The following is a 25,147-nucleotide window of genomic DNA, read 5'->3' as shown; positions in this document are numbered from 1 at the left end:
ATGAAAGAAAGCCCACCCAAAGTCATCACCATACCCGCAAAGCCGGAGGTCGCAAGCCGGCAGGCGATCCAGCGCCAGCTTCGCGTGGCTGCCTACTGCCGGGTATCCACTGATGACGAGGAGCAGCTCACCAGCTATGAGGCGCAGCAGAACTACTACACCGACAAGATCATGACCAACCGGGAGTGGACCATGGCCGGGATCTTCGCAGACGAGGGCATCACAGGGACATCGGCTCGGAAGCGGCCCGAATTCCTGAAGATGATCCGGCTGTGCAAGCAGAAGAAGATCGACATCGTCCTGACCAAATCCATCTCCCGCTTCGCCAGAAATACGGTGGACTGCCTGAATTACATCCGGGCCCTGCGGGAAATGGGCATTGCGGTCATCTTCGAAAAGGAGAACATCAACACACTGGAAGCCGACAGTGAGATCCTCATCACCATGCTTGGAGCCTTCGCTCAGGCAGAAAGCGAGAGCATCAGCGCCAATGTCCGCTGGGGCAAGCGGCAGGCCATGCGCGAGGGAAAGACAATCATACAGTATAACCGGCTGTACGCCTATGAAAAAGGCGAGGACGGCAAGCCGAAAATCATCCAGGAGCAAGCAGATGTGGTTCGTTCGATCTATGACCAGTATTTGAGCGGAGCCAGCCTTCGGATGATCAAAGACAGGCTGGAAGCGGAGCAGATCCCCAATGTGACCGGCGGCTCCCAATGGACGATCACGGCGATCCGAAGCATCCTGACCAATGAGAAGTATTGCGGAGATGTCCTCCTCCAGAAGACCTACATCAGCGACTGCATCAGCCGCAAGGTCATCCGCAACACGGGGCAGCTCCCCATGTATCTGGTCCAGAATCATCATGAGGGCATCGTGGAGCGCAAAACCTTCGATGCGGTACAGGCAGAGATGGCGCGGCGCAGTGCCGGGAAAAGCCCTTCCAAAAAGAATGCCCCCACGGGGATGACATCCTATGCCAGCAAATACGCCTTGTCGGAGCGCCTTGTCTGCGGCGAATGCGGCACCCTGTACCGCCGCTGCACCTGGTCCAAGCAAGGCAGGAAGCGCATCGTGTGGCGCTGTGTCAGCCGGTTGGACTACGGCACCAAGTACTGCCACAACTCACCAACGCTGGACGAGGAACCGCTCCAGAAGGCAATCCTCGCCGCAATCAACTCCGTCATGAGTCAAAAGAGTACGCTGATCCGACAAATCACCTCCGCCATGGAAATGGAGCTGGCTCCGGTTCCCGGCGAGAGCATGAGTCTTGCCGATATTGAAAGGCGGCTGGGCGAGCTGAACGACCAGACCCGTGAGCTGGTGGCAGAATCCGCCCGAGCTGAGGATGCCACCGCCTGCACCGCCCAGCTGAGAGCTATCATGAATGAGGCTGCCGTACTGAAAGAAAAGCGAGCCCTGATCGAAGAACAGCGTCAGAGCAACGCTCAGGCTGTACGGCGCATTGAAGATGCGGCTGCCGCGATGGCTCAGGCGTCCACCCACATCAGCGAATGGGATGAAGCTCTCATTCGACAGCTGGTGGATACGGTCAAGGTCAACTCAGCGGAGAAAATCACGGTCTTCCTCCGCGGCAGCGTTCAGGTGGAGCAGGATATGATATAATAAGCAAAAGAAGGTGAACCGAAATGATCTATGCAACCGGCGATACCCATGGCAACTTCCAGCGGTTCGCACCCGAACACTTCCCCGAGCAGGCCGGAATGACCAAGGAAGACTACATGATCATCTGCGGAGATTTTGGTGGCGTATGGGATGGGGGCAAGAAGGAGGAGCGGAATCTGGACTGGCTGGAGGATCTGCCCTTTACCACGCTGTTCATCAGCGGCAACCATGAAAACTTCGACCTGTTGAGCAAATACCCGACAGAGGAATGGAACGGTGGAACGATCCAGCGAATCCGGCCTCATGTAATCCATCTGATGCGCGGGCAGGTCTTTGACCTGCAAGGATACTCCATCTTCACCATGGGCGGTGCCAGGAGCCACGACATCGAGAATGGCGTTCTGAATCCCAAAGCGCCTGATTTTGAAGAACAATACTGGGCTCTTCGCAGAATGGGCGCCCGATTCCGGGTCAACCACCACTCCTGGTGGAAACAAGAGCTTCCCGATAAATCCGAGTATGAGGAAGCTCGGCACAGCTTGGAAAGCATTCACTATGAGATGGACTATGTGATCACACACTGCGCCCCAAACAGCATCGTGGACATACTGGGAAACGGTGGATATGTTCACGACCAGCTGACCGGCTTCCTGGAGGAAGTCAAAGAACGGGCCAAGTTCCACTACTGGCTGTTCGGACATTACCACGACAACAAAATTATCGACGACCGCTTCGTCCTGCTCTGGAAGCAGATGGTACAAGTGGTGTAACAGGCCAAAGAGAAACGCAGGAGGCGCCTCCTGTGCTTCTCTTTGGCCTGTTTCAAAATAAGGCAGGTTCTGCCGGAAAGGAGAAGCTATGAACATCCGCAAAAACATCGATTATTCCGCCATGTTTGCGGCTCTGGACGCTGCGCTGACCGCCGAGATGCCCCAGATGCAACTCTGCTGCGAACTGGGCCGCATCGTCTGTTCCCGGCCGGAGAAAGGCGCGGCAGTGGCCGCAGCTGAATATCTGCACAGCCGTTTCCCCGATGTTTCCGGCTTCTCCCCGCGCAACCTTCGCCGGATGCGGGAGTTCTATCGGATGTATGAGGACACCCCCGAGTTGCTGAAGCTGGCCATGGAGATCAGTTGGACGCAGAATGTAGTCATTCTGGAAGCAGACATGGAGCCGGAGGAGCGGCGCTGGTATCTTCGTGCCGCTGGTCGTTTCGGCTGGTCAAAGGCAGAACTCCAGAGAAAAATCGATTCTGCCGCCCATCTGGAAATCCAACTCGACGAATCTGAGATTCAGTGCTATACTGAGTGCGATAGTAATGAGTTGGAGTGTACAGAGCATGATCAGGATACTTTTTCTCTGCCATGGGAATATTTGCAGAAGCCCGATGGCCGAGTTTATCATGAAGGATCTGGTGAAGAAAGCCGGTCTGGAGCAGAGCATTCAAATCGAGTCGGCAGCTACCAGCACCGAGGAGATCGGCAACCCGGTTTATCCGCCGACTCGCCGCAAGCTGTCCGAGCATGGCATCGACTGTTCCGGCAAACAAGCCCGGCAGCTTCTGAACAGCGATTACGAGAAGTACGACCTTCTGATTGGCATGGATCGGGCCAACCTGCGGAGTATGTACCGGATCTGCGGCGGCGATTTTGCCGACAAGATGCACCTGCTGATGGACTTTACCGACCGCCCCGGCGAGGTAGCCGATCCGTGGTACACCGACGATTTCGACACGACCTGGCGGGATGTGGAGGAAGGTTGCCGGGGATTGCTACAAAAAATAATCAGCAAGGAGGTGCGGACAAGTGGACAAGCTGGTTGTCAAAGGAGCGGAAATTAGTGTACAATGGAATTCCGAGCGAGATGATTTTATCAGCTTGACTGACATCGCCAAGCTGAAGGACAGCGACAATCCTCGCTACATTATCCAAAACTGGCTGCGGAACCGGAACACGATTGAGTTCCTGGGTGTTTGGGAATCTCTATACAACCCGTCTTTTAACCGTGTCGAATTCGATGCGTTTAGGAGTCAGGCCGGTCTGAACAGTTTTGTGATGACTCCCCAAAAGTGGGTAGAGGCAACCGGCGCTATCGGCATCGTTTCAAAAGCTGGTCGATACGGCGGCACTTATGCACACAAAGAGATTGCCTTTGAGTTTGCCTCCTGGATTTCTGTTGAATTCAAGCTGTATCTGGTCAAGGAGTTTGAGCGGCTCAAGACCGAGGAGATGAAACAACTTGGCTGGGACATCAAGCGAAACCTGGCAAAGATCAACTACCGCATCCATACGGACGCCATCAAGGAAAATCTGATTCCGCCCGAGCTTTCCGCAAAGCAGGTCTCCATGGTGTATGCCAGTGAAGCTGATGTTCTGAACATGGCCCTGTTTGGTATGACCGCAAAGCAGTGGCGGGACAGCCATCCCGATCTGAAAGGGAATATCCGTGACTACGCCAATGTCTCTCAGCTGGTCTGCCTGTCCAATCTGGAAAACCTGAATGCGGTGTTCATAAACGAGGGGATGTCTCAGGCCGAGCGGCTGACAAAACTCAACGCCATCGCCATCAGCCAGATGGAGATCTTGACGCAGGATCACCGCATCGAAGCTCTGGAGGCTCATAGCGGAGAACCATCTCCCATGGAGTAAAAAAAATAATATACTGGACGCTTGCGAATGGGTGAAGGCCGTGGCATCTATAGTGTTGCGATGTTCCAGAAACAGACCCAAACAAATGTTTGGGTCTGTTTTTTTGTATTCAAACAAAGTCATGTCACCGGTAAACGAAAGACCCGCGCGGCAAGGATTCGGCCGCGCGGGTCTTTCGTTTATTTTACACGCCAATAAGCAACGCTGTAAGGCGGCAGCTGACTTCCACCACCGAAGTCATGATACTCTCCTGTGATCAAATCATCCGCGCAGCCGGCGCCCGCATCAAAGTGCGCGGTGAACGGCTCCGCGTCTGCATTAATGGCCACCAGCACCCGCTCACCGTCTGCACTGCGCTCAAAAATATATTGCCGATTGGTCAGCAGCACGGTCCGGTATGTTCCATAACACAATGCCTTACTGCTGCGGTGCGCCCGCGCCAACTGCGATATAAAATCGCTCTTTTCATTTTCCACCGGCGCATCCATTGCGGGACGAAGCGCAGGGTCACCATCTTTCTTATCCCCCGTCTGCCCCCATTCACTCCCATAATATACACATGGGATACCAGGCATAGAAAATAACAGTCCGTATACTAATTTGAAGTGCTCTGGATTCTGCAGAATGGTGGCAATACGCGTCACATCGTGATTGTCCACAAAGCACAAAAGATGCTTTCCTTTATACAGCGTCCAAGGTTCCGCACCAAATTGACGCTGCAGGCTGTGCGCAATTTCAAACAGATTCATGCTGTTAAACGCAGAATACAAGCCTTTGTAGCACTCGTAATTGGTGCAGGAATCCAACATCTGGTCATTGACTCGCTGATTGTAATCTCCGTGCAGCATTTCGCCCACCAGAAAGAACTCCGGCTTCAGCGAAGCTGTAAAGCTTTTCAGCTTGCGCAGAAAATCCTGATCCAGGCAATAGGCCACATCCAGACGCAGCCCATCGATGTCAAATTCCTCCACCCAGCCGCGGATGCAGGAAAACAAATACTCCACCACGGCATCGTTGCGAAGATTCAGCTTCACCAGTTCAAAGTGTCCTTCCCAGCCCTCATACCACAAGCCATCGTTGTAGCCGTTGTTGCCGTCAAAGTTGATCAAAAACCAATCCTTATACGGACTGTTCCAGCGGTTTTTTAAAACATCCTGAAAAGCCCAGAATCCGCGTCCCACATGATTGAACACGCCATCCAGCACCACGCGGATCCCTGCGTCGTGCAGCGCCCTGCACACAGCCGCAAAGTCTTCATTGGTTCCAAGGCGACAGTCCACCTTTGTATAATCCCGGGTATCATACCCATGCGCATCCGATTCAAAGACCGGAGAAAAATAGACCGCATTGGCCCCCAGCTTTTGGATATGCGGGACAAAATTCAGCACTTTGCGGATTCGCGGCGAGCACACGCCGTCATTTTCCCGCGGCGCACCGCACATTCCCAATGGATAAATCTGATAAAACACGCTCTCTTCAAACCACATCTGCAGCGCCTCACTTTTCTGTTGGTGGTAACAGTATAGCATATTTTGAGAAGCTCTGTAAAAAGAAAATGGGCGAGTGCCCCCCAGGAACAAAAAACGAAAAAAGAATTGACTTCTTAGGAATATCTATGGTAAAATAATATCCGCTGACATGAAACCATGTCTTTTTGCGAGGATGGCGGAATCGGCAGACGCGCACGTTTGAGGGGCGTGTGGTTATACCATGCGAGTTCAAGTCTCGTTCCTCGCACCAAAACAGAAAAGGCCGCCGGCGAATGCCGGCGGCCTTTTTGTTTCATCAAAGCCTCCTTTATCAGGCAGGCGCTTTCTTTCAATCTTTCGAATAACGTGGTGCATAGCTGCTGTCCGATCAACCAATATTAAGTTGAAAGAAGGTGGATGCATGAGAATTCCAAACCACATCGGAATCATTCCAGACGGGAACCGGCGCTGGGCCACCCGTGCAGGACTGGCCCAAAAGGACGGCTACATCCATGGATTGACGCCCGGATTGGATTTGCTGAGACTGGCATGGGAAGCCGGCGTCCGTGAGATCACTTATTATGGATTTACAACGGATAATTGCAAACGGCCGCCGGAGCAAGTCTTCGCTTTTTCCAAGGCCTGCGTGGAAGCAATCCGCCGAATCGCTTCCGAACCCGTTTCGCTTCTCGTACTCGGCGACCAAAACTCCTCTGTCTTTCCGGAAGAGCTTCGGCCTTATACCGTTCGAACAGACCTGAACGGCGGCGGTATGCGCGTCAATTTTCTGGTAAACTACGGCTGGGAATGGGATCTTGCCGAATTAAATGCGCCCGGCAGCAACCGCAGACAAATTTGCAGTGAACTTCGCTCGCACGATATTTCTCGGGTCGATTTGGTCATTCGCTGGGGCGGCATGCGCCGATTGTCCGGCTTTCTGCCGGTACAATCTGTTTATGCCGATTTCTTCGTTGTAGACCGGCTTTGGCCTGATTTTCAGCCGGATGACTTTTTCCAGGCGCTGCAATGGTATCAAGCGCAAGACGTAACGCTGGGCGGTTGACCCCACTTTTTCCCCTTTTGAAAACATGGTATGATAAGGATACAAAAGGAGGGATGCTGCGTGGAATATCCGGAACGGTATTGGGATGATATTCTCTTTTTCTTTGACCGGTTTCCGGCAGAATTGGAACTGTATCGCGCTTTTTCGGAACAGATGGAACGGGTGTTTGACCAGGCGCGCGTCAAGGTACAGAAGAGTCAGATCAGTTTTTACGGACGGCATCTTTTCGCCGCCGCCTCACTTCCCATCCGGCGCAAAAAAGGATGGCCGGAGCACTGTCTCATCGTCACTTTCGGTCTTGGGAGAAAACTGGACTCTGCCCGGATCGCCGTTGCAGTCGAACCCTACCCCGGTCGCTGGACTCATCATATGCTGCTCACTGCGCCGCAGCAGCTGGACGCGGAATGGCTCAGCTGGATGGAAGAGGCCTGGTATTTTTCGCAGACAAAATAAAAAAGCGCGCTCTGCCCGTCAGAGCGCGCTTTTTGATGCGGTGAATTCATCCGCGAATCCCCGTCAGCAGCCAAAAGGCAATGCACAGGATCGCCGCGCATACCACAAGGCAAAACACCAGATTGCTGTGTTTCACCCCCACTCCTCCTTTCCATGCACAAGCCAGGTCAAGTAGCCTTGCAGTGCCGCAGTGCTCTGCACGGCCTGGAACAGAAAGAGAAAGAGCAAAAATCCCAGAAGATCCTTTTGAAAAGGGATTTTCAGCTTTTTCTGATAGAGATAGGTGCTCAGGAACAGCACCACGCTCACGGCCAGTGTAAACAGCGTCAAACATCCGGCCAGGTAGTAATACCCGCACAAAGCCAGCAAAACGCCGGGCAGCAGCCCGAACAAAAACGCCAGGTCCAGATAGATGACCCACAGATTGACCCATGTAAAATAGCGGGAATAGGCGCTGCCCTGGCGCCAGGGCGGAACAGAGGACAACCCCTCCAACATTCCGATTGCCCAGCGCTTTCGCTGATTGTACAGACCGTTGCAGGTTTGCGGAACTTCCGTATAGCCGACTGCGGCAGGCTCATAAGACGAAACCAGCCCCTGCTGCAGCAGCGCATACGTCAATACAATATCCTCTCCGAGCACATTCTGCCAACCGCCCGTTTCACGCACCACTTCCGTTCGATAGGCGCTGAAGGCCCCCTGTGCCACCAACGTAGAATGGTAGCTGCCCTGAAACCGTTTGACAGCCGCGATGCTGAGAAGATAATCATAATTCTCCATTCGGGTCGCCAGAGACGCACGCGCGTTCCGGACAAACAGATTTCCTGCCACGCATACGCTGGAAGCGGCAGTGATGTGATTCATCATTCGCCGGACTGCCTGCTTCTCCAGACAGGTATCCGCATCCACTGTCAGAAAAAATGGGGTATGGACCTGCGCCAGACCACAGTTGAGCGCATTGGCTTTTCCCAGCTGCGGGCAATAGAGATATTCCACCTTCCGCTTTTCCCCGGCCAGCCGCTGCATGTTCAGCACCTCTTCCCGGGTGCCGTCTTCCGAAGCATTGTCAATCACCAAAAGCCGAATCATCCCCTGGTAGTCCTGCTCCAGAACAGCGCGGATTGCCTGCGAAATCGCTGCTTCTTCATTGTGCGCGCACATGAGAATCGTTGTCTCCCGATCAGTATCCGGATAGCTGCGCAGGCGCCAGTGAATAAGATTGGAAAAGAACATGGCACTCATCAGGAAACCCGGCAAAAGTGCGATTCCGATAATCGCCCACCAGACGTACCATTGCGGCAGCGCGCAGGAAGCTTCCTGTGCCCAGAAAACTGAAAAATACACTGAGACGGCCAGCCACAAAGCGCCGAAGCCCAGCGACAAAAGAAACTTGCCTTTCAAATGACCACCTCCTTTCTCTCCAATGTACGTGGCAGAGTCGGAAATGGTGATTGAGGCGAAATGAACGCCTATGATATAATGAAAGGCACAGTCTACGAAAAGAGGAACCGATTATGACCATGCTGGAGCGCATGCAGTGCGCAGAAGCCTACTGTTCAGACCACCGGGATATGCCGGCACACTTGCAGGACAAAGCCAAAACGCTTTGCTGGCAATACAATCAGACCGCCCCTTTTGAAACGGAAAAACGCGGAAAAATTTTGAAGCAGTTGTTTGGAACGTGCCACCCACTGACCTTTGTGGAGCCGTCCTTCCACTGCGACTATGGCTTTAACATCCACACCCACGGCTTGGCCGTCATCAACTACAACTGTGTGATTCTGGACACATCTCCGGTCCACATCGGCGCCAACGCCTTTCTGGCGCCGGGCGTGATCATCGCCTGTTCGGGCCATTCGCTGGATGCCGCGCAGCGCGCCGCCGGAATCGGCACTTCCGCGCCTGTGACGCTGGAGGACGATGTCTGGATCGGAGCCGGTGCGGTTCTCTGCGGTGGAGTGACCATTGGTGCCGGAAGTGTGATCGGGGCCGGGAGCGTGGTGACACGCAGCATTCCCGCTGGTATGGTGGCCGTGGGAACCCCCTGCCGCCCGCTGCGGCCTGTGACCGAAGCGGACCGCCTTTCTCCCCTGACCATAACGGCGGAGGAGGAGTAATTTGCTGTTTTTTGATAAAAACAGACATTTTACCGAAAAAAGCTCTTGACTTTTCCGCATCAAAATGCTATCCTATTCAAGCAGGGTAAGTTCCCTGTGTAGAACATGCGGATGTGGCGGAATTGGCAGACGCGCTAGATTCAGGTTCTAGTGAGGGCAACTTCATATGGGTTCAAGTCCCTTCATCCGCACCAGGTCAGGTACCCGTTCGGGTACCTGATTTTTTTATATCTGTATGTCAGGAGGAAATGCGATGTTACTCATTCAAAACGGACACATCAAGTCCATGGCCGGCCCCGATTTGGAGCGGGGCTGCGTACTGATCGATGACAACGGGATCATCGCCGCTGTCGGGCCGGAGCTGGAGGCTCCCGCCGGCGCGCAGGTGATTGACGCAGGCGGCCGTCTGGTCACGCCCGGATGTGTGGAAGCGCACTGCCACATCGGTCTGGACAATGAGGGCATGGGCTGGGAAGGCCACGACTACAACGAAATTGTGGACCCCATTACCCCGCAGCTGCGCGCCATTGACTCCATCAATCCCCAGGACGAGGCGTTCGGTCTTGCGCTGCGCGGTGGCGTGACCTGTGCGTGCACCGGTCCGGGAAGCGCCAACGTGGTGGGCGGCACTTTTGTGGTGCTGAAGCTGGCCGGCAAACGTGTGGACAACATGATCTTGAAGGACCCGGCCGCCATGAAATGCGCGTTCGGCGAAAATCCCAAGCGTTGTTACGGCTCCAATATGAAAAAGAGCCCCATGACGCGCATGGCCACCGCCGCGCTTTTGCGGGAGCTTTTGTTCAAGACCCGCCGCTACCGGGACGACAAAGCCGCCGGGAAAGAACCCGCCTTTGACATGAAACTGGAAGCCATGATCCCTGTGATCAACGGTGAAATTCCTTTAAAAGCACACGCCCACCGCGCCGACGATATTCTGACGGCGGTACGCATCGCCCGGGAGTTCCATGTAAAAATCACGCTGGATCACTGCACGGATGGCTCTCTCATTGCGGACGAACTGGCCAAAGAAGGGCTCCCCGCTTTTGTGGGCCCCTCTCTGGGCGGAAAGAGCAAGATCGAATTGCTGAACAAGAGCTTCCGCACACCGGCTGACCTGCACGCTGCGGGCGTCAGCGTCAGCATTATTACCGACGCGCCTGTCATTCCCCTGCAGCATCTGCCTCTGTGCGCCGGTCTGGCCGTCAACGCCGGGCTGGAAGAAGACGAAGCCTGGCGCGCCATCACCATCACACCGGCCACGCAGCTGGGTGTGGGCGACCGGGTGGGCAGTCTGGAGCCCGGCAAGGACGGCGATGTGGTCATCTGGACTGCCGACCCTCTGCGCACGGTGGGAGGCGAGGCCGCAATGACCATTGTAAACGGAAAGGTGGTTTATTCTGCACTGTAACAGTGCACCTGTTTCACGGATAAAGGAGTACATTCATGACAACACAACAGCGTTATGACGCCAAACGAAAACGCCTTCAGCAAAAACTGGAGCGGCTGGACCACCAGGAAGAGCGCGCTCTGCAGCGGGAAGCCCGTCACGATGCCCAGATTGCCCGGGACCTCGCGGGTGTTCCCGGCCATTTTGCCCACGGACTGAATTTCTACAAACTATTCTGGATGTTTTTTCTGTGCTGCTTCCTCGGCGTTGTGATCGAGACGGTTTTCTGCTGGGTCGTCTCGGGACATTTGACCCAGCGCACCGGTCTGGTATGGGGCCCCTTCAATTTAATTTACGGCATCGGAGCCGTTTTGCTGACCATTTGTCTGCGCCCCTTTATCGGAAAAAGCGACCGCTGGATCTTCGTGGGAGGTTCGGTTCTGGGCGGCGCCTTCGAATATTTCTGCAGCTGGCTGCAGGAGACAATTCTGGGCACGGTCAGCTGGGACTACTCCGGCTATCCCTTCAACCTGAACGGCCGCATCAACCTCCTGTACTGCCTGTTCTGGGGCGCGCTGGCTCTGGTGTGGATCAAGGAGATTTATCCGCGGCTGAACGGGTTCATCGAACGGAACGTCTCCAAGGTTTACGGTCTGACGCTGACCTGGATTCTGATCGTATTCATGCTGGCCAATTCGCTGGTCAGCGGCGCGGCAGTCCTGCGCCAGGCGCAGCGTTACGATGGGATCCCCGCCACCAGCGGCTGGCAGCAGCTCATGGACAAACAGTATCCCGACGAGCGCCTTGCCAAAATTTATCCCAGCATGGTGCGAACGGACTGAAGTTTCTGTTAAAAAGAGCGTGCAACAAACCGTTGCGCGCTCTTTTCTTTTCATTTTGAGCCGTCTGTGCTAGGATGTGGGCAGAAAGGAAGGATTCACCCATGTCAAAACCGCTTGCAGAAATTCTGCGCACCGCCCGCCAGAACAAAAGTCTCACGCAGGAACAGCTGGCCGCGCAGCTGTATGTGACGCGCCAAACCGTGAGCAGCTGGGAAAAAGGGCGGACGGAACCCGACCTGGAAACACTGCGAAAGGTGTGCCGGGCGCTGGACCTGTCACCGGAGGAACTGCTGCTGGGCAGTTCTGCTCCCGAGGGCGGAAGCGCTGCGCTGATACGCTCTGCCTCGGTTTGCTTCTGGAGCATGACGGTGCTCTGTCTATTGCAAGGTATTCTGGCATGCGTTTTGCGTTCGCTTACGCCCGGCCTCTACGCCGGCCTGTTGTTTCTCTGCCAGGTGACGTTCTATCCCATTTTTTCCTACATGCTTCGGCACCGGGATTATACGCTGCTGGCAGGTTACGATGCAAACGCCGCTTACGATTTTCCGGCACTGCGACACATGGTGGCCCTGCTGCACGTCAGCTGGGCCGCCAACGGCCTGCTGACAGCCATTCTGGGTGGCCTGCTGTTTGTTCTTCCGCCTGCCCTTCCCTGGCTGATTCTGGTTTATATGACCAATCTGTGCGTCACGGCTCTGGTAATTGAAAATAAATGCAGCGAGCAGGTGTATCTGCCCGGCTCCCGGGACCGAAGTTTGGCCCGGATGACAAAATGGAGCACCCTGCTGGGGGTTCTGATGCTTCTGACCGGTGTTGAATGGGGTGTGGCGCTTTGCTTTGTCACCGACCCGCAAACACTTCCCATCGGGCCGTTTCTTCTCTCCCTCTTTGGCCAGCAGATCTGCGGCGGACTGCTTCTGTTCAGCCAGAACCGGGCTGCCCGCAGCGCCGTGAATCAGGGGGTGGAATCCTGCCCCCTGACACGCACTTCCCGCCTCAGTCTGGTTGCGTATATTCTTCTGTTCCTCTGGATGACTTGGGTGCTGCTGTGACTTTTCTTTTGAATAAAAATGCGGTATACTGATAGCCGAAGGAGGGATGTTCATGCGCCGCCGTGTTTCTGTCAAACCGGGAAAGGGCCCATCCGCATTGGGATTTGTTGTCGGCCTTGCGTTTGTGGTCATTGGGGTGACGGTTGTCATTCCTTCCGCCGGGCTTTTCGGGCTGCTGTGGACGGGCGTAGCCATTGCAATCTGCGTGATGCACGGAATCAATCTGTTCTCCAAAAAAGGGATCTCCACCCACGAGCTGATCGTGGATGATGCGGATCGCTCAGTGGAGCAGCGTCTGGAGCAAGTGCGCGCATTGTACGAGCAGGGCCTCATCACACAGGCCGAGTACGAAGAAAAGCGAAAAGAGCTGCTGGATCAGCTCTGATCCAAAGGGAGGCATTTTTTGTGAAAAAAGTCGGATTTATTGGATTGGGTGTCATGGGAACCGCCATGGCGCAGAACCTGCTGAAGGCAGGCTTCGAGGTATTCGTTTGGGCGCGTCACCCTGAAAAAGCTCAGGCCACCCTGGACAAGGGCGCCCATTGGTGCGATACACTGGCGGACTGCGCCCGCGGCCGGGACGCAGTGATCACCATGGTGGGCTTTCCCCAGGATGTGCGGGAAGTATACTTTGGTGAGGGCGGAATTCTGGACAACGCGGACAAAGGCACCCTGCTGATCGATATGACCACCACCAGCCCCCGTCTGTCCGTAGAGATTCACACCGCAGCAATCCAAAAAGGACTGCGGGCGGTAGACGCGCCTGTTTCCGGCGGTGATGCCGGCGCCCGGAATGCCACATTGTCCATCATGATGGGCGGCGACAAAGCCGACTGCGAGGCCTGCATGCCCCTGTTTGAGGCTATGGGCAAAACCATTGTGTACGAGGGACCGGCCGGAAGCGGCCAGCACACCAAAGCTGCCAACCAGATCGCGCTGGGCGGGGCCATTGCCGGCGTGTGCGAAGCCATCAGCTACGCCAAAGCGGCCGGGCTGGATGTCCAGACCATGCTGAACAGCATCAGTCAGGGTGCGGCGGGCTCCTGGCAGATGAGCAATACCGCGCCCCGGATGCTGAAAGGGGATTTTGCTCCGGGCTTTTATGTGAAACATTATGTAAAAGATTGCAATATCGCGCTGGAGGAAGCCGGGGAACGCGCACTGAGCCTTCCGGTTCTGCAGACCGTGCGGGACATGTACGCACAACTGGAAGCGGACGGCCTGGGTGACGACGGAACGCAGACGCTGATCCACTATTATGAAAAAAAGTGATAAAACCCAAAGGCCGGGGCCGTGCTTGACGCACGGCCCCGGCCTTTTTTCACAACTGATTCAAAAGAGGCCGCAGAAAGGCTTCATCCACCCAGTCGCAGCGTTTTCCGTCCGCCTCCTGCAGCGCTTCGGCCCAGGGCGGCATCGATGCAGGCGGATTTTTTTCCAGCGAGCGGCGCAGCAACCGGCACAGAGTTCTGTCTTTCCAGGTCATGGCCTGCTCATCGCAGGCGCCCCGGCAATACACAAAAGGAATGTGCTCCAACGGGCCCTGAAAATTGGCGCGACGAATCTTTTCCACTTCTTCAGCATCCAGAGGGGAAGCTCCCACTCCAAAAACCAAAATCCTCTTTTGCGGCATCTTCGCGCAAAATTTTTTCAAAAACGGCACACAGGATACACGGCCGGCGTAAAGGCCGCCGCCCGCCAGAACGGTATCAAAGCCGGCCAGTTCTTCCACTTTCAGGCCTCGGATCTCACGGCAGGGACAATCCAGCTTCTGCGCCAGCATGTGGGCATACCGGGCGGTGGAGCCATATTTTGAGCGATAGATCACCACGGCATTCATTGCTGCATCTCCTTTCCCCCGGCTTCGATCCGCCCGGTGCCTTCATAAAGTTTCATCATACATTCATAAAACAGGCTCAGCTGCTTGTCCGAGTAATCCGCAAACAAAAGATGCAACTTCTCCTCATGAACGTGCGCATAGTCTGCCAGAAACTGCTCCGTTTTTGGGGTCGGAACAATGGCGCAGGCACGCGGGTCCGCCGCATTGGCGCGCAGCTCTACAAATCCATTTTTCTGCAGGAGGGCCGCCAGTTTCTTAATGTTCTGACGGGAACACCCCAGCATCCGTCCCAGTTCCGTAAAGGTGGGGCTTTCTCCGTGTATCTGCGCCTGGCGCGCCATGACCAAAAGCATAAACTGCTTCAGTGTTAATTCACCCTGCTCCTTATCAAAGGCGGTCTGCAGGCGGTTTTGCAGAATAAACAAACTTGCAAACAATCCTTTCTCCTGCTTTGCGCGCCCCAAACCGTATTCCTGCATCCACTTTTCCATGGTCAACACCTCTTTCTTATATTAGCAACTAGTTACTAATATGTCAATAAAAAAGACCCGCTGTCAGCGGGTCTCTTTTTCCGGGAATGAACTGTCCGGTTTTTTCAGGGAAAACGTCGAACAAAGTGCGCCAAAGCGGCAGGCCTTCAGGCAGGCGCCGCAGCGAATGCACTGGGTGGAGTTGGGGGTCTTCCACACCGGAATGTCCAGTTTGCACGCCGCTTGACAAGCGCCGCAATGGGTACACTTGGAAGCATCCACCTGAAACCGATACAGCGCAATGGGATTGAACAGGCCGTACACAGCTCCCAGCGGACAGGCATAGCGGCAAAACGGGCGATTGACCAACACAGACAGCACCAGAACCAGAACAAGCAGTGCCATTTTCCAGGCGTAAAGCCACCCCAGAGAACGGCGAAGCCCCTCGTTGAGCCACACCAGCGGAATGCCGCCGAACAGCGTCCCGCTGGGGCAGACATAGCTGCAGAACCAGGGCTTTCCCTGCCCGACAAAATCCACCACCACCAAGGGCAACAGAATGACGAACACCGCCAGAAGCACATAGCGCAGGAATTTTAAAAAGCGGTCGCCCGGCAGGCGGCGCAGCTTGCGCGGAAAAGGAATTTTATACAACAGGTCCTGCACCAGGCCGAACGGGCACAGCCAGCCGCACACAAAACGCCCTGCCAGCGTCCCCACAAAGGCAAGAAACCCGAACACATACAGGGAGAAGCGGAAACTGGAACTGCCTAACACCGCCTGCAGCGCACCGATGGGACAGGCGCCCACCGCACCGGGGCAGGAATAGCAGTTCAGCCCGGGCACGCACAACTGTTTGAAAGGGCCGGAATAAATCCGCCCCTTTAAAAAACCCGTTACATAGCCATTGGTCAGCGCTGCAAATGCGATCTGGACCCAAAGGCGCAGATTCTTTTTTTGTTGTTTCAGCCAACTAGCCAAGACCAATACACTCCATGCAAATATTACTCGCCTTCATCCAGACCTGCTGGACTTCGCCCCGGACAGCGCCGGCTGCCATCATCCCCACAGCCGCCACCAGCAGTGCGGCTGCCAACCATCGTTTCGCCCGCTCGCTCATATCAGCCCGCCTGCTCCACTGCATCCAGATGCGCGTCGATATACGCCTGCCAGGCCTCTTTGGAGGGAATCATTCCCACCAGTGCATTGCCCACAGGCTTTCCCTCACTGTCCACAAAATAAGTGGTAGGGAACGCATACAGGCTGGACGCTAAATCACTGCGATACAGGTCCAGATCCATGGGAATATGCAGATAATCCGCACCGGTTTCCGTCACGATCTGCGCGGCTTTTTCCATTTGGCTGTCGCTGATGGTTCCGTCCGAATTGAGTACATCGCCCACAATGCCGATCACCTGCACGCCTTTTTCCGCGTACTCCTGGGCGATTTCTCCCAAGTCCGGCATTTCCTGCAGGCAGGGGCTGCAATAAGTGGCCCACACGTTGATGACCGTGAGCTTATAGTCTGCAAACACCGAAGCGTCCACCGGAGTCCCGTCCAGATCCTGCGCGGAGAGTTCGCTGAAATCCACCGGCGTATCGGTTCCGTCATATTCCGGGTCCACCTGATACCCTTCCTGAACCGACTGCGACTCACTGGCCGCAGATGAGGACGGCGGGGTCTGGGACGAAGAAGATGTGCTTTCGCTTTCGCCCGCGGATGCACAGCCGGCCAGCATGGCCGCAGCCAGCACTGCCGCTAACGTTTTTTTCCAGTTCTTCATACAAAACCTCCCGGGAAAGTTCTTTTTTGCATCATACCAGCCTGAGGCAGTCCCGTCAAGTGACTTTGTCACGTTCTGCCCGCTCTAAAAAAAGACGATTTTGCTTGCAAAATCGTCTTTTTCCATCACAGCACCTTGCCGAGAAAATCCTTCAGGCGCGGATTTTTGGGGTTTGCAAAGAATTCTTCCGGCGCGGCATCCTCTACAATGACGCCCTCGTCGATGAAAATCACTCTGCTTGCCACTTCCCGCGCAAACGCCATTTCGTGCGTGACAATGGCCATGGTCATGCCGTCCTGTGCCAGCTTCTGAATGACGTCCAGCACTTCGTGCACCATTTCGGGGTCCAGCGCACTGGTGGGTTCGTCAAATAGCATCACGTCCGGCTGCATGGCCAGGCAGCGCACAATGGCCACACGCTGCTTCTGGCCGCCCGAAAGCTGGATGGGATACGCCCCGGCGCGATCGGCCAGGCCCACGCGGCCCAGCAGCTCCAGGGCATTTTTTTCCGCTTCCGCCTTGGGCACGCCCTTGATTTTCGTCGGTCCCAGCGTGATATTGTCCATCACGGTCATATTGTTGAACAAGTTGAAGTTCTGGAACACCATGCCGATCTTCTGGCGCATTTTGTTGATGTCCGTCTGCTTGGAAGTAATGTCCACGCCTTCAAAAATAATCTGGCCGCCGGTGGGGACCTCCAACAGATTCAGGCAGCGGAGGAACGTGGATTTACCAGACCCTGACGGGCCGATCACCGCCAGCACGTCCCCTTTGCAGATGTCAATGGAGATGCCTTTGAGCACTTCCAGATGCTTGAATTTCTTTTCAAGGCCCTTGACCTCGATGAGCTTATCTTGTGACACTCTTGCTCATCCTCCTCTCAAACGCGGCCACCAGCTTGGACAGCGGGAACACGATGATGAAATACAGAATCGCAGCGATGACATAGCACTCCAGACTGCGGTAAGTAGCAGCGCGCACGTCGCCCGCGCGGAACATGATCTCATGCAGGCCGATCATGTTCAAAACGCTGGTCTCCTTGATCATGGTGACGAACTCATTGGCCAGCGCGGGCAGAATGTTGCGGATGGCCTGCGGCAGAATGACATAGCGCATGGCCTGGCCCTGCGTCAGGCCAATGGCGCGGGCCGCTTCCAGCTGGCCGCCCTCCACAGCGCCGATGCCGCTTCGGATGACCTCACTCAGGTATGCGCCCGAGTTCAGGCTGACGGAAATCAGGCCCCAGAAAAGAATGGTGAAGTTCGTATCCGAAAATTTCAAGCCGGCGGCCGAAGCGCCGAAATAAATGATCATGACCTGTACCATCAGCGGAGTAGCACGCAGCACTTCCACATAGGCGGTGCACAAAAAGCGCACCACACCTTTCAGCGTCTTCTTCAGGCTTCCGTCCGTGTTGGCGGGCTTCCACATACGGCCGCCGGCAATCAGCAGGCCCAGGCAGACGCCCATCAACACCGCAAAAAAGGAGACCAGAAGGGTGTTCTTTACGCCATCCCAATAAAAGCTTGAATATTTGAGCCATATTTTCCACATGGTCTCAAACGAGAAAATGCTGCTCATAACTTCCTCCTCTTACCTTACAATAGAACAAAACACTCCGGCGGAACGGCCTGCGTTCCGCCGGATCGTGCATTTTGTCTGCTTACTCAATGCCCAGCTCGGAAGTTTTCTCCATCGCTTCCACATACCACTCGGAGATCTTTCCGCTCTCCTCGTACTCGGCAATTTTTTCGTTGATGAACTCCTGCAGGCTGGTATTGCCCTTCATCACGCCTGCGCAGAAGCCGCTTTCGTCCGACTCAATCACCAGCGTGCTGATGCCGATGCCCTCGTAGTTTTTCACATACTGCTCGGCGCTCACCTTATCGATCAGAACCGCTTCGCAGTTGCCGGCCACCAGCTCCATCACAGCTGCGGGGAACTGAGGCAGCAGGTTCGCCGTGACATTGGGAAACTGCTCTTCCAGCAGCGTTTGCTGAACGGTGCCCTTCTGCGTTGCAATGGTCTTTCCGTCCAAATCGGAGATCTGCGTATAGGTTTCTTCCTGACCTGCCGGTACCAGCAGCACCTGGCCGCCTTCAAAATACAGATCACTGAAGTCGATGCTCTGTTTGCGCTCTTCCGTAGCGGACAGACCGGCCAGTGCGATGTCGGCCGCACCGGACTGAACTGCAGGCACAACGCCGTCAAAAGCAATGTCCATGATCTCCAGCTCCACGCCCAGGTCATCGGCCAGCGCCTGCATGATGGACGGGTCCAGGCCAACGATGTTTCCCTCTACGTCTTTAAACTCAAAGGGTGCGTACTGGCTCTCGGTTGCCACGATCAGCTTGCCGCGCTCCTGAATGGCTTCTACCGTGTGCTCGGCTACATTTCCTTCCACCGCAGAGGTGGAATCCGCCGCAGAAGCGGAACCTGCAGACGTGGAACCTGTCTCCATAGAAACATCGCTGTTCACCGTGGACTCACCGCCGCACGCCACCAAACTGAACGCCATGGTCAACGCTGCCAAAATGGCTGCAACTTTTTTCATCATAAGACTTCCTCTCCTCCAAAACAGCACCGTGTATTTTCACGGCTTTGTCTCTTTCACTGTGCTCTCATTATATGCGCATATTTATGCAAAGTCAAGGGTATAGCCTGTATATTTTATCATTTCGTGAATTTTAACAGCAAAAGACTTTTGCCTCTTCAGATTCTGTGCGTTTCGCTCAACTCCCGGTAAATTTTGCCGATTCGTATTCCACTTTCCAACATTTTCCGCAAAGACAGCATGCATATTTCTGCTGCATAGAATGAATATTATGTATAAAACCGCATCGGTCACAAATCAGTCAAAACGCAAGAAACCTTTTCGAAACATCCACTATTTTAGTGCATTTCATGGAAAATGCAACGAACCAACTCTTTCCGCTTGTATTTTACCGTATTTCGAATTTATACTTAATAGCACAAGATACTATTAGTATTTGGCGCCCAAGTGGATTTTGAAAGAAATCAGTCGCCGGGAAACAAAATTGTTTTCCGGTTTTTTCTTTGTCCGGGCGCATCATTCGGAAAGGACGTGCAACATTGAAAAGAGCAACCGCTTACTTACTGAGCTTTTGCCTGGTGTTCTCGCTTGCCGCCCAAACGCCTCGTGCTTGGGCAGATGAGATTCCGGCACTGCCCTCGGAAAGTGTGACCGAACCCCAGCCCGAATCGGCTGCCGGCGAGTCCGAAGAAGAGCTTTCCTCTCAGGACCCGCAGCCGGAAACTCCCATCGAGGAGACCGAGCCGGAAGGCGCTTTCACCGAACCCGATTCTTCGGTGGAGGCGGAAGAAGCCCTTCCGGAAGAGGCGGAACCCGAAGAGGAACCCGGCGAAGAGGACCCGGAGCTTCTGACACTGGCCGAGGAGGCAGAAGAAGAGCCCGGTGCCCCGGTGGGCGCGCTGGAAATCACCATCATCGCCGCCCTGCCCCTGGAAAAGGACACTTCGTTCCAGGCGACGCTGGACGGCCCCAGTGCCCGCAGCGAAACAATTCTGCTTCCTGCCGCATCATCCGACACGCTGCCCATGGGCAAGCTGAGCCTGAGCGGACTGGAAAACGGAACGTATACATTGACGCTGCGCGGAGCCGGCTTTGCAACATATACACAAAGCTTTGAAGTAAACGGCCTTGTGTACGAAATGCAGCTGTACACCGATCAAATTTCCGGTTTTCAGAGCGGCAAAGCCCCGGGTGTGCTGCTCATTGGCGACGTGAACGCCAGCGGCACGGTGGACGGCACCGACCTGTCCTCCCTGATCGATGTTCTGGAGAGCGACGGATACGACGGCAGCTGCGACCTGAACGGAGACGGCACCGTTGATCTGCTGGACCTGCAGCTTCTGGCCGGAAGCTACAATACCGGCGTCGGCCGGCAGGCCTTCCTTTCCACCCGTTTGCCCGCCGCGCTGGCGCAGACCGCCGCCGGTCAGCAGACGCAGATTCAGGGCGATGTAAACGAGGTGCTGAACAGCACCGGCAGCGTTCTTTTGGAGAACACCGCCGGCGCCATCACGCCCGATACGCCCGCGGTTCTGGACTTTGATTTTGCCGGAGAGGACAAGGCTCCGGTCGTCATGGAAGGAATGAGCATCCAATCGCCGCTGGGCACGGACAACACCGTCACTCAGGCCACGATCCACGTGGTGTATGAGGACGCCGACGGCGTTGAGCGCGAGATGGACATCCCCGTGAGCACCGTATCCACACTGGCACGTTTGGGTGGCGTGCAGCAGCAGGCCGATGGCACCCTGGTGGTGGACTTCGGCGGACAGATTGCCGTCAAGAAGGTTTCTCTGCGCATCACGGCCACCTCCGGCAGCAGCAATCTGGCGGAAATCTCCAAGGTGGAGTTTCTCAACGACATGGAGAGCCGGATCCCTGCCCCTCAGATGGACATTCCCGCCAACGTTCGGGTGGAAAATGGCCACCGTGAATTTACTGTGACCTGGGATAATGCGGTCAACGTGACCGGATACGAAGTGCTGGTCCAGCACGGCGGTGTACAGGAGACTTACAAAATCGCAACCAACCGGCTGACCATCACCCGCTTTGCCGGTGACAAGCTGGTCAACCAGACAGAGTACACGGTACAGGTACAGTCCCTGAACGGCGAATGGCGCAGCGGCTACGGCGACGCGGTCATTGCACGGCCCGAGGCCACCAAAAAACCCGCCGCACCGGATTATCTGAACCTGACCGGCAAATTCCAGCGCATTGAAGCCAGCTGGAAAGCCATGGACGATACCGATACTTACAATCTTTACTATCGTGAGGCGGACACCGGCGAATACATCTGCGTCCGCGGCATCGAGACAAACAGCTACACCATTGGCGGATTGAAAAACAACACGCGCTATCAGGTGTATGTCACCGGCGTCAATGATTTGGGCGAAGGCGATGCCTCGCTGGTTGCGGCGGCTTCTACCGTCAACGTGACGCCGCCCACCCTGCCCGCCTATCAGCTGATCAACACCGCCGGAGATGCAGGTCAAACGACTGCCCACATCACCTCTGTGACGCACAAGGTTGGCTTTATGAAAGACAGCCCTCTGGATGAAGGCGACGCTTCCAGCGCTCTGGGTGTGGTCGACAATGACTACACTTCCTTCTACCAGCTCAACGACTGGGATGACGGAGCGGTCTACCCTGACAACGGCGGTCTGCGCTTCACCTTTGACCAGGCTTACCACATTGGAGCCATTGCCCTGGCGCAGCCCGAAGACGCGGGCATGTACGGCCATGTTCGCCTGTATGCCACCGATGAAAACGGAAAGGAACAGCAGATTTCCGGCGTGACCATCGGCCAGCGTTCCAGTGAAAACGGGCGCAAATATTACTATATTAAAATTCCCGGCGGTGTGACCACCCAGTCCCTGCGGCTGTGCGTAGGTCATCTGTACGGCGGCAGCTACGTCACAGTTGCGGAGGTGCGCTTCTATGCGTACGACAGCATTGAGGATGACATTCTGGCGCTGTACGCAGACGATCTGCACATCACCCTGAAACCGGAGGTAAATGCGGACACCATTGCTGCGCTTCGCACCCGGCTGGATACCCCCGACCCGGTCAGCGGAGAAAAACATCCGGAATACACGAACCTTCTGAAAGAACTGGAAAACGCCGAGGGCCTGCTGGATTCTCAGCTGCGCCAGACGATTTCCATCGATCCGACCATCACAGCCGCTGCAGACAAACATCTGGGCTTCACCGGCCTGAACGCCTGGCAGCCCCTGGGTGTAACCGCCCACGCCGGCGAGCAGATCGTGATCTATGTGGGTCACAACACGCTGAAGACCGGCACCAAGACCAACCTGCAGCTGATTGCCACCCAGTACAACGCTGAGGTTTCCAATTATCAGTCCAAGCCCATCTCTCTGAACGTGGGCCGCAACGAGATCACCATTCCCCAGATTCAGAGTCTGGATACCGAACAGGGCGGTGCTTTGTACATTCAGTACGTAGGCAGCAATGCTGCGGATCAGTACTCTGTACGCGTCAGCGGCGGAACGCCCATTGCCGTGCTGGATCTCCACGGCGTGACAGACGCCCAGCAGCGCCTGGCGCTGACCCGCACCTACGTAGAGCAGCTGGAGCAGCAGGTGGCTGCGCTGAAGCAGAGCCATGACGAGCTGCACCTGGGCAGCGGTATCGCAGCCGTGGACTTCGCGTACAATGAGCAGGACTGCATTCTGGGCGCCACGGACATCGTGCTGAACCAGATGATGTACTCGGTCTCCGCCCAGCAGCTTCTGGCCGGGCTCTCCGGTTCGCTGGATGAAAAAGCCCGTCAGCTGTGCGACTCTCTGGACGCCATGGACCAGATGATGACGGTGTTCTATCAGCACAAAGGTCTGACGGACGCCGCGGACGCCGGCGAGAAAAACCGTCTGCCCGCCCAGCATCTGAACATTCGCTATCACCGCATGTTTGCAGGGGCGTTCATGTACGCGGCCGGCAACCACATCGGCATCGGCTGGGGCTCTGTGCCCGGTCTGGCACAGGGTTCGCCCATGGTGCTGGACGAAAACGGCCGCTATACGGGCGGCCAGTGGTTCGGCTGGGGCATCGCCCACGAAATCGGCCACAACATCAACCAGGGCAGCTATGCCGTGGCAGAGGTGACCAACAACTACTTCTCGCAGATCTCCCAGTCCTATGAGGGCGTACGGTTCGGATACGACGCGGTCTATGAAAAGGTGACCAGCAACACCACCGGCCCCTCCAGCGACGTATTCACGCAGCTGGCCATGTACTGGCAGCTGCACCTGGCGTACGACACCGGCTATGAGTATCAGGTGTACGACAGCTATGCGGAAATTGCCGCCAATCGCTTCTTTGCCCGTGTGGACAGCTATTCGCGCAACCCGTCTCAGGCACCCGGAGAGGTGGCCCTGACGCTGAACGGCAGCGCGGACCAGAACTTCATTCGTCTGGCGGGTGCGGCCGCGCAAAAAGACCTGACGGACTTCTTCACCCGCTGGGGTCTGATTCCCGACGAAACCACGGCCGCCTATCTGGCCCAGTTCCCGGCGGAAGAGCGCGCGGTGTACTATGTGAACGACAGTGCGCGCGACTATGCGCTGACCCATCCGGACGCTGCCGGAGCCGTCACCGGCTTGAACGTGGTGGGCGATGACACCGCTGCTGCGGTGGACGCATCCGTTCCCAACCAGGTCCATCTGCAGCTGACCAGCACCGCAGACCCGGACGTGATCCTTGGTTACGAGATCGCCCGTGTTACGTATGCAAACGGTCAGCCCCAGCGTCAGGTGGTCGGCTTTACCACCGGCACTTCCCTCACGGACACCGTGACGACCATGAACAACCGCACCGTGACCTATGAGGTCGCTGTGATCGACCGCTACCTGAACCGCTCTGCGGTAAAAACGCTGGAGCCGGTGAAAATTGCCCACGAAGGCGATTACGACAAAACCATGTGGAGTGCCTCCACCAACATGACCTCTGCGGATGACGGCGTCACCGCCCCCGGCACCGAGGAAGACCCCTGCGCGCCGCAAGCGGAATCCGCCATCTCCCGCATTCTGGACAACGACGCCTCCACCACCTACACCGGCAGCGCCTCCGGCGAGGCCACCATTGCGCTGGACTTCCACCAGACGCTGGCCGTGACCGGTCTGCGCTATACCGTCACCGACGGAACTCCCATCCAGGAGTACCAGGTGGATGTCTCCAACAACGGCGTGTGGACCACTGTGGCTTCCGGTACGTTTGCACCGGAAAAAGGCGTGGCCAAGCTGTTCTTCACCAACGGAGAAGACCCCTGGGTATGCACCTACGACGCCCAGCAGCTGCGCCTGACCGTAAAATCCCCCAAGGGTGAGGTTTCCGTGTCTGAGCTGGATGTGTTCGGCCCCACGGGCGACAACATTGAGCTGAGCGCCACCGAGGACGGCGTGCCCGCCATCGGCCGCCTGACGGCGGATTACGTGTACGACAAGGAGACCGGCGCAGCCATTCCGGCCGGTTCCATCCTGTTCATGGGCACGTACAAGGGCAACCCCGCCTACAACGTGGTAATGGTGTACGACGAGGCCGGCAACGTGGTCGGCAACATCGACGCCGAAGGAAACATCCTCAGCGAACAGATCATCCTCGCTCCTGTCCCCGAAGAGGGCGAACTGGGCGAAACCAGCGACGGGCGCTGGATCTACTGGCTGACGCCGGATCAGCTGCCCCAACAGCTTCCCACACAGGTGCGTGCCGAGCTGTACCGCGTGGACAACGCCCTGACCAACGAGGGACAGCGCCTGGTCAGCGATACCCTTCCGGTTCGTCTGCCTGAGCAGCTTCCCGATATCACCATTGAACAATAAAGGAGTCA

General features: G+C 56.0%; 23 protein-coding genes, 2 tRNA genes and 1 pseudogene. 16 read left to right on the top strand and 10 right to left on the bottom strand.

Translation table 11 applies throughout. The features are described from left to right. The 5 genes and pseudogenes from ACKTS9_RS13640 to ACKTS9_RS13620 all read left to right on the top strand — a co-directional run bounded on the left by ACKTS9_RS13640 (position 1) and on the right by ACKTS9_RS13620 (position 4,274). Positions 1-1,626 (top strand): recombinase family protein, encoded by a 1,626-nt coding sequence (locus ACKTS9_RS13640; protein ID WP_407881448.1) that lies wholly within the window; start codon positions 1-3, stop codon positions 1,624-1,626. A gap of 23 nt (positions 1,627-1,649) precedes the next feature. Further along, positions 1,650-2,396 (top strand): metallophosphoesterase family protein, encoded by a 747-nt coding sequence (locus ACKTS9_RS13635; RefSeq protein WP_407881446.1) that lies wholly within the window; start codon positions 1,650-1,652, stop codon positions 2,394-2,396. An 88-nt stretch (positions 2,397-2,484) separates the two neighbouring features. Then, positions 2,485-2,877 (top strand): annotated as a pseudogene (locus ACKTS9_RS13630) (DUF1016 N-terminal domain-containing protein); the annotation flags it as partial. Between the two features lie 88 nt (positions 2,878-2,965). Further along, positions 2,966-3,466 (top strand): low molecular weight protein-tyrosine-phosphatase, encoded by a 501-nt coding sequence (locus tag ACKTS9_RS13625; protein ID WP_407881444.1) that lies wholly within the window; start codon positions 2,966-2,968, stop codon positions 3,464-3,466. After that, positions 3,432-4,274, top strand: a complete 843-nt coding sequence (locus ACKTS9_RS13620) for a KilA-N domain-containing protein (protein ID WP_087399757.1) — start codon at positions 3,432-3,434, stop codon at positions 4,272-4,274. Before ACKTS9_RS13625 ends, ACKTS9_RS13620 begins: the two co-directional genes overlap by 35 nt. Positions 4,275-4,453: 179 nt before the next feature. Here ACKTS9_RS13620 and ACKTS9_RS13615 read toward each other — a convergent pair whose 3' ends face one another. Next, positions 4,454-5,761 carry an alpha-amylase family glycosyl hydrolase gene (locus tag ACKTS9_RS13615; protein ID WP_407881441.1) on the bottom strand — a complete coding sequence of 436 codons (1,308 nt, stop codon included), beginning with the start codon at positions 5,759-5,761 and terminating at the stop codon, positions 4,454-4,456. 169 nt (positions 5,762-5,930) lie between these two features. Between ACKTS9_RS13615 and ACKTS9_RS13610 the strand changes: the two genes are divergently transcribed. The 3 genes from ACKTS9_RS13610 (at position 5,931) to ACKTS9_RS13600 (ending at position 7,259) form a co-directional block, all read left to right on the top strand. Further along, a tRNA-Leu gene (locus ACKTS9_RS13610) sits at positions 5,931-6,014 on the top strand. Between the two features lie 150 nt (positions 6,015-6,164). Continuing rightward, the gene (locus tag ACKTS9_RS13605; protein ID WP_407881439.1) at positions 6,165-6,806 is read left to right on the top strand and encodes an undecaprenyl diphosphate synthase family protein; all 642 of its coding nucleotides are present in this window, start codon (positions 6,165-6,167) and stop codon (positions 6,804-6,806) included. A 60-nt stretch (positions 6,807-6,866) separates the two neighbouring features. Beyond that, on the top strand, positions 6,867-7,259 hold the full coding sequence (locus ACKTS9_RS13600) for a DUF5655 domain-containing protein (protein WP_349214153.1): 393 nt from the start codon (positions 6,867-6,869) through the stop codon (positions 7,257-7,259). A 132-nt stretch (positions 7,260-7,391) separates the two neighbouring features. Here the strand turns inward: ACKTS9_RS13600 and ACKTS9_RS13595 are convergent, their stop codons facing one another. Beyond that, positions 7,392-8,660: a glycosyltransferase family 2 protein gene (locus tag ACKTS9_RS13595; protein WP_407881436.1), complete on the bottom strand. Its 1,269-nt coding sequence runs from the start codon at positions 8,658-8,660 to the stop codon at positions 7,392-7,394. Positions 8,661-8,773: 113 nt separating this feature from the next. Between ACKTS9_RS13595 and ACKTS9_RS13590 the strand changes: the two genes are divergently transcribed. From ACKTS9_RS13590 to ACKTS9_RS13560, 7 genes are all read left to right on the top strand, one after another. Then, entirely contained in the window at positions 8,774-9,376 is a 603-nt protein-coding gene (locus ACKTS9_RS13590; protein WP_407881432.1) for a sugar O-acetyltransferase, read from the top strand. Positions 9,377-9,483: 107 nt separating this feature from the next. Beyond that, positions 9,484-9,570: transfer RNA gene (locus ACKTS9_RS13585), tRNA-Leu, on the top strand. A 59-nt stretch (positions 9,571-9,629) separates the two neighbouring features. Then, complete coding sequence (locus ACKTS9_RS13580) at positions 9,630-10,784, top strand: amidohydrolase (RefSeq protein ID WP_407881428.1); 1,155 nt, start codon at positions 9,630-9,632, stop codon at positions 10,782-10,784. Between the two features lie 35 nt (positions 10,785-10,819). Beyond that, a complete protein-coding gene (locus ACKTS9_RS13575) occupies positions 10,820-11,605 on the top strand; it encodes a putative ABC transporter permease (RefSeq protein WP_349215282.1) in 786 nt (261 codons plus the stop codon). Positions 11,606-11,706: 101 nt separating this feature from the next. Further along, positions 11,707-12,657, top strand: a complete 951-nt coding sequence (locus ACKTS9_RS13570; protein ID WP_407881424.1) for a helix-turn-helix transcriptional regulator — start codon at positions 11,707-11,709, stop codon at positions 12,655-12,657. Positions 12,658-12,709: 52 nt separating this feature from the next. Next, positions 12,710-13,042, top strand: a complete 333-nt coding sequence (locus ACKTS9_RS13565; RefSeq protein ID WP_349215280.1) for an SHOCT domain-containing protein — start codon at positions 12,710-12,712, stop codon at positions 13,040-13,042. Positions 13,043-13,062: 20 nt separating this feature from the next. Beyond that, complete coding sequence (locus ACKTS9_RS13560; protein ID WP_407881417.1) at positions 13,063-13,929, top strand: NAD(P)-dependent oxidoreductase; 867 nt, start codon at positions 13,063-13,065, stop codon at positions 13,927-13,929. A gap of 49 nt (positions 13,930-13,978) precedes the next feature. Here the strand turns inward: ACKTS9_RS13560 and ACKTS9_RS13555 are convergent, their stop codons facing one another. From ACKTS9_RS13555 to ACKTS9_RS13520, 8 genes are all read right to left on the bottom strand, one after another. Next, positions 13,979-14,497 carry a flavodoxin domain-containing protein gene (locus ACKTS9_RS13555; RefSeq protein ID WP_407881413.1) on the bottom strand — a complete coding sequence of 173 codons (519 nt, stop codon included), beginning with the start codon at positions 14,495-14,497 and terminating at the stop codon, positions 13,979-13,981. Further along, the gene (locus ACKTS9_RS13550; RefSeq protein WP_407881411.1) at positions 14,494-14,988 is read right to left on the bottom strand and encodes a MarR family winged helix-turn-helix transcriptional regulator; all 495 of its coding nucleotides are present in this window, start codon (positions 14,986-14,988) and stop codon (positions 14,494-14,496) included. The genes ACKTS9_RS13555 and ACKTS9_RS13550 overlap by 4 nt, the downstream gene beginning before the upstream one ends. Positions 14,989-15,051: 63 nt before the next feature. Beyond that, complete coding sequence (locus tag ACKTS9_RS13545) at positions 15,052-15,948, bottom strand: 4Fe-4S binding protein (RefSeq protein ID WP_407881409.1); 897 nt, start codon at positions 15,946-15,948, stop codon at positions 15,052-15,054. After that, complete coding sequence (locus tag ACKTS9_RS13540; protein ID WP_349214517.1) at positions 15,941-16,087, bottom strand: CD1871A family CXXC motif-containing protein; 147 nt, start codon at positions 16,085-16,087, stop codon at positions 15,941-15,943. The genes ACKTS9_RS13545 and ACKTS9_RS13540 overlap by 8 nt, the downstream gene beginning before the upstream one ends. 1 nt (position 16,088) lies before the next feature. Then, positions 16,089-16,751 carry a TlpA family protein disulfide reductase gene (locus ACKTS9_RS13535; RefSeq protein ID WP_349214518.1) on the bottom strand — a complete coding sequence of 221 codons (663 nt, stop codon included), beginning with the start codon at positions 16,749-16,751 and terminating at the stop codon, positions 16,089-16,091. Between the two features lie 125 nt (positions 16,752-16,876). After that, positions 16,877-17,614 (bottom strand): amino acid ABC transporter ATP-binding protein, encoded by a 738-nt coding sequence (locus ACKTS9_RS13530; RefSeq protein WP_349214520.1) that lies wholly within the window; start codon positions 17,612-17,614, stop codon positions 16,877-16,879. Next, the gene (locus ACKTS9_RS13525; protein ID WP_349214522.1) at positions 17,601-18,332 is read right to left on the bottom strand and encodes an amino acid ABC transporter permease; all 732 of its coding nucleotides are present in this window, start codon (positions 18,330-18,332) and stop codon (positions 17,601-17,603) included. The genes ACKTS9_RS13530 and ACKTS9_RS13525 overlap by 14 nt, the downstream gene beginning before the upstream one ends. Positions 18,333-18,414: 82 nt before the next feature. Then, positions 18,415-19,308 (bottom strand): transporter substrate-binding domain-containing protein, encoded by an 894-nt coding sequence (locus ACKTS9_RS13520; RefSeq protein ID WP_407881405.1) that lies wholly within the window; start codon positions 19,306-19,308, stop codon positions 18,415-18,417. Positions 19,309-19,844: 536 nt separating this feature from the next. On the opposite strand from ACKTS9_RS13520, the gene ACKTS9_RS13515 reads away from it, so the two are divergent. Further along, positions 19,845-25,139 carry a fibronectin type III domain-containing protein gene (locus ACKTS9_RS13515; RefSeq protein ID WP_407881403.1) on the top strand — a complete coding sequence of 1,765 codons (5,295 nt, stop codon included), beginning with the start codon at positions 19,845-19,847 and terminating at the stop codon, positions 25,137-25,139. The last annotated feature ends 8 nt before the right edge of the window (positions 25,140-25,147 follow it).

Origin of the sequence: Owariibacterium komagatae (genome assembly GCF_045865535.1) — a bacterium.
GTDB classification, from domain to species: Bacteria; Bacillota; Clostridia; order Oscillospirales; family Ruminococcaceae; genus Ruthenibacterium; species Ruthenibacterium komagatae.
The sequence above is the reverse complement of the archived record's forward strand: the minus strand, read 5'-3'. Positions and strand labels throughout refer to the sequence as shown.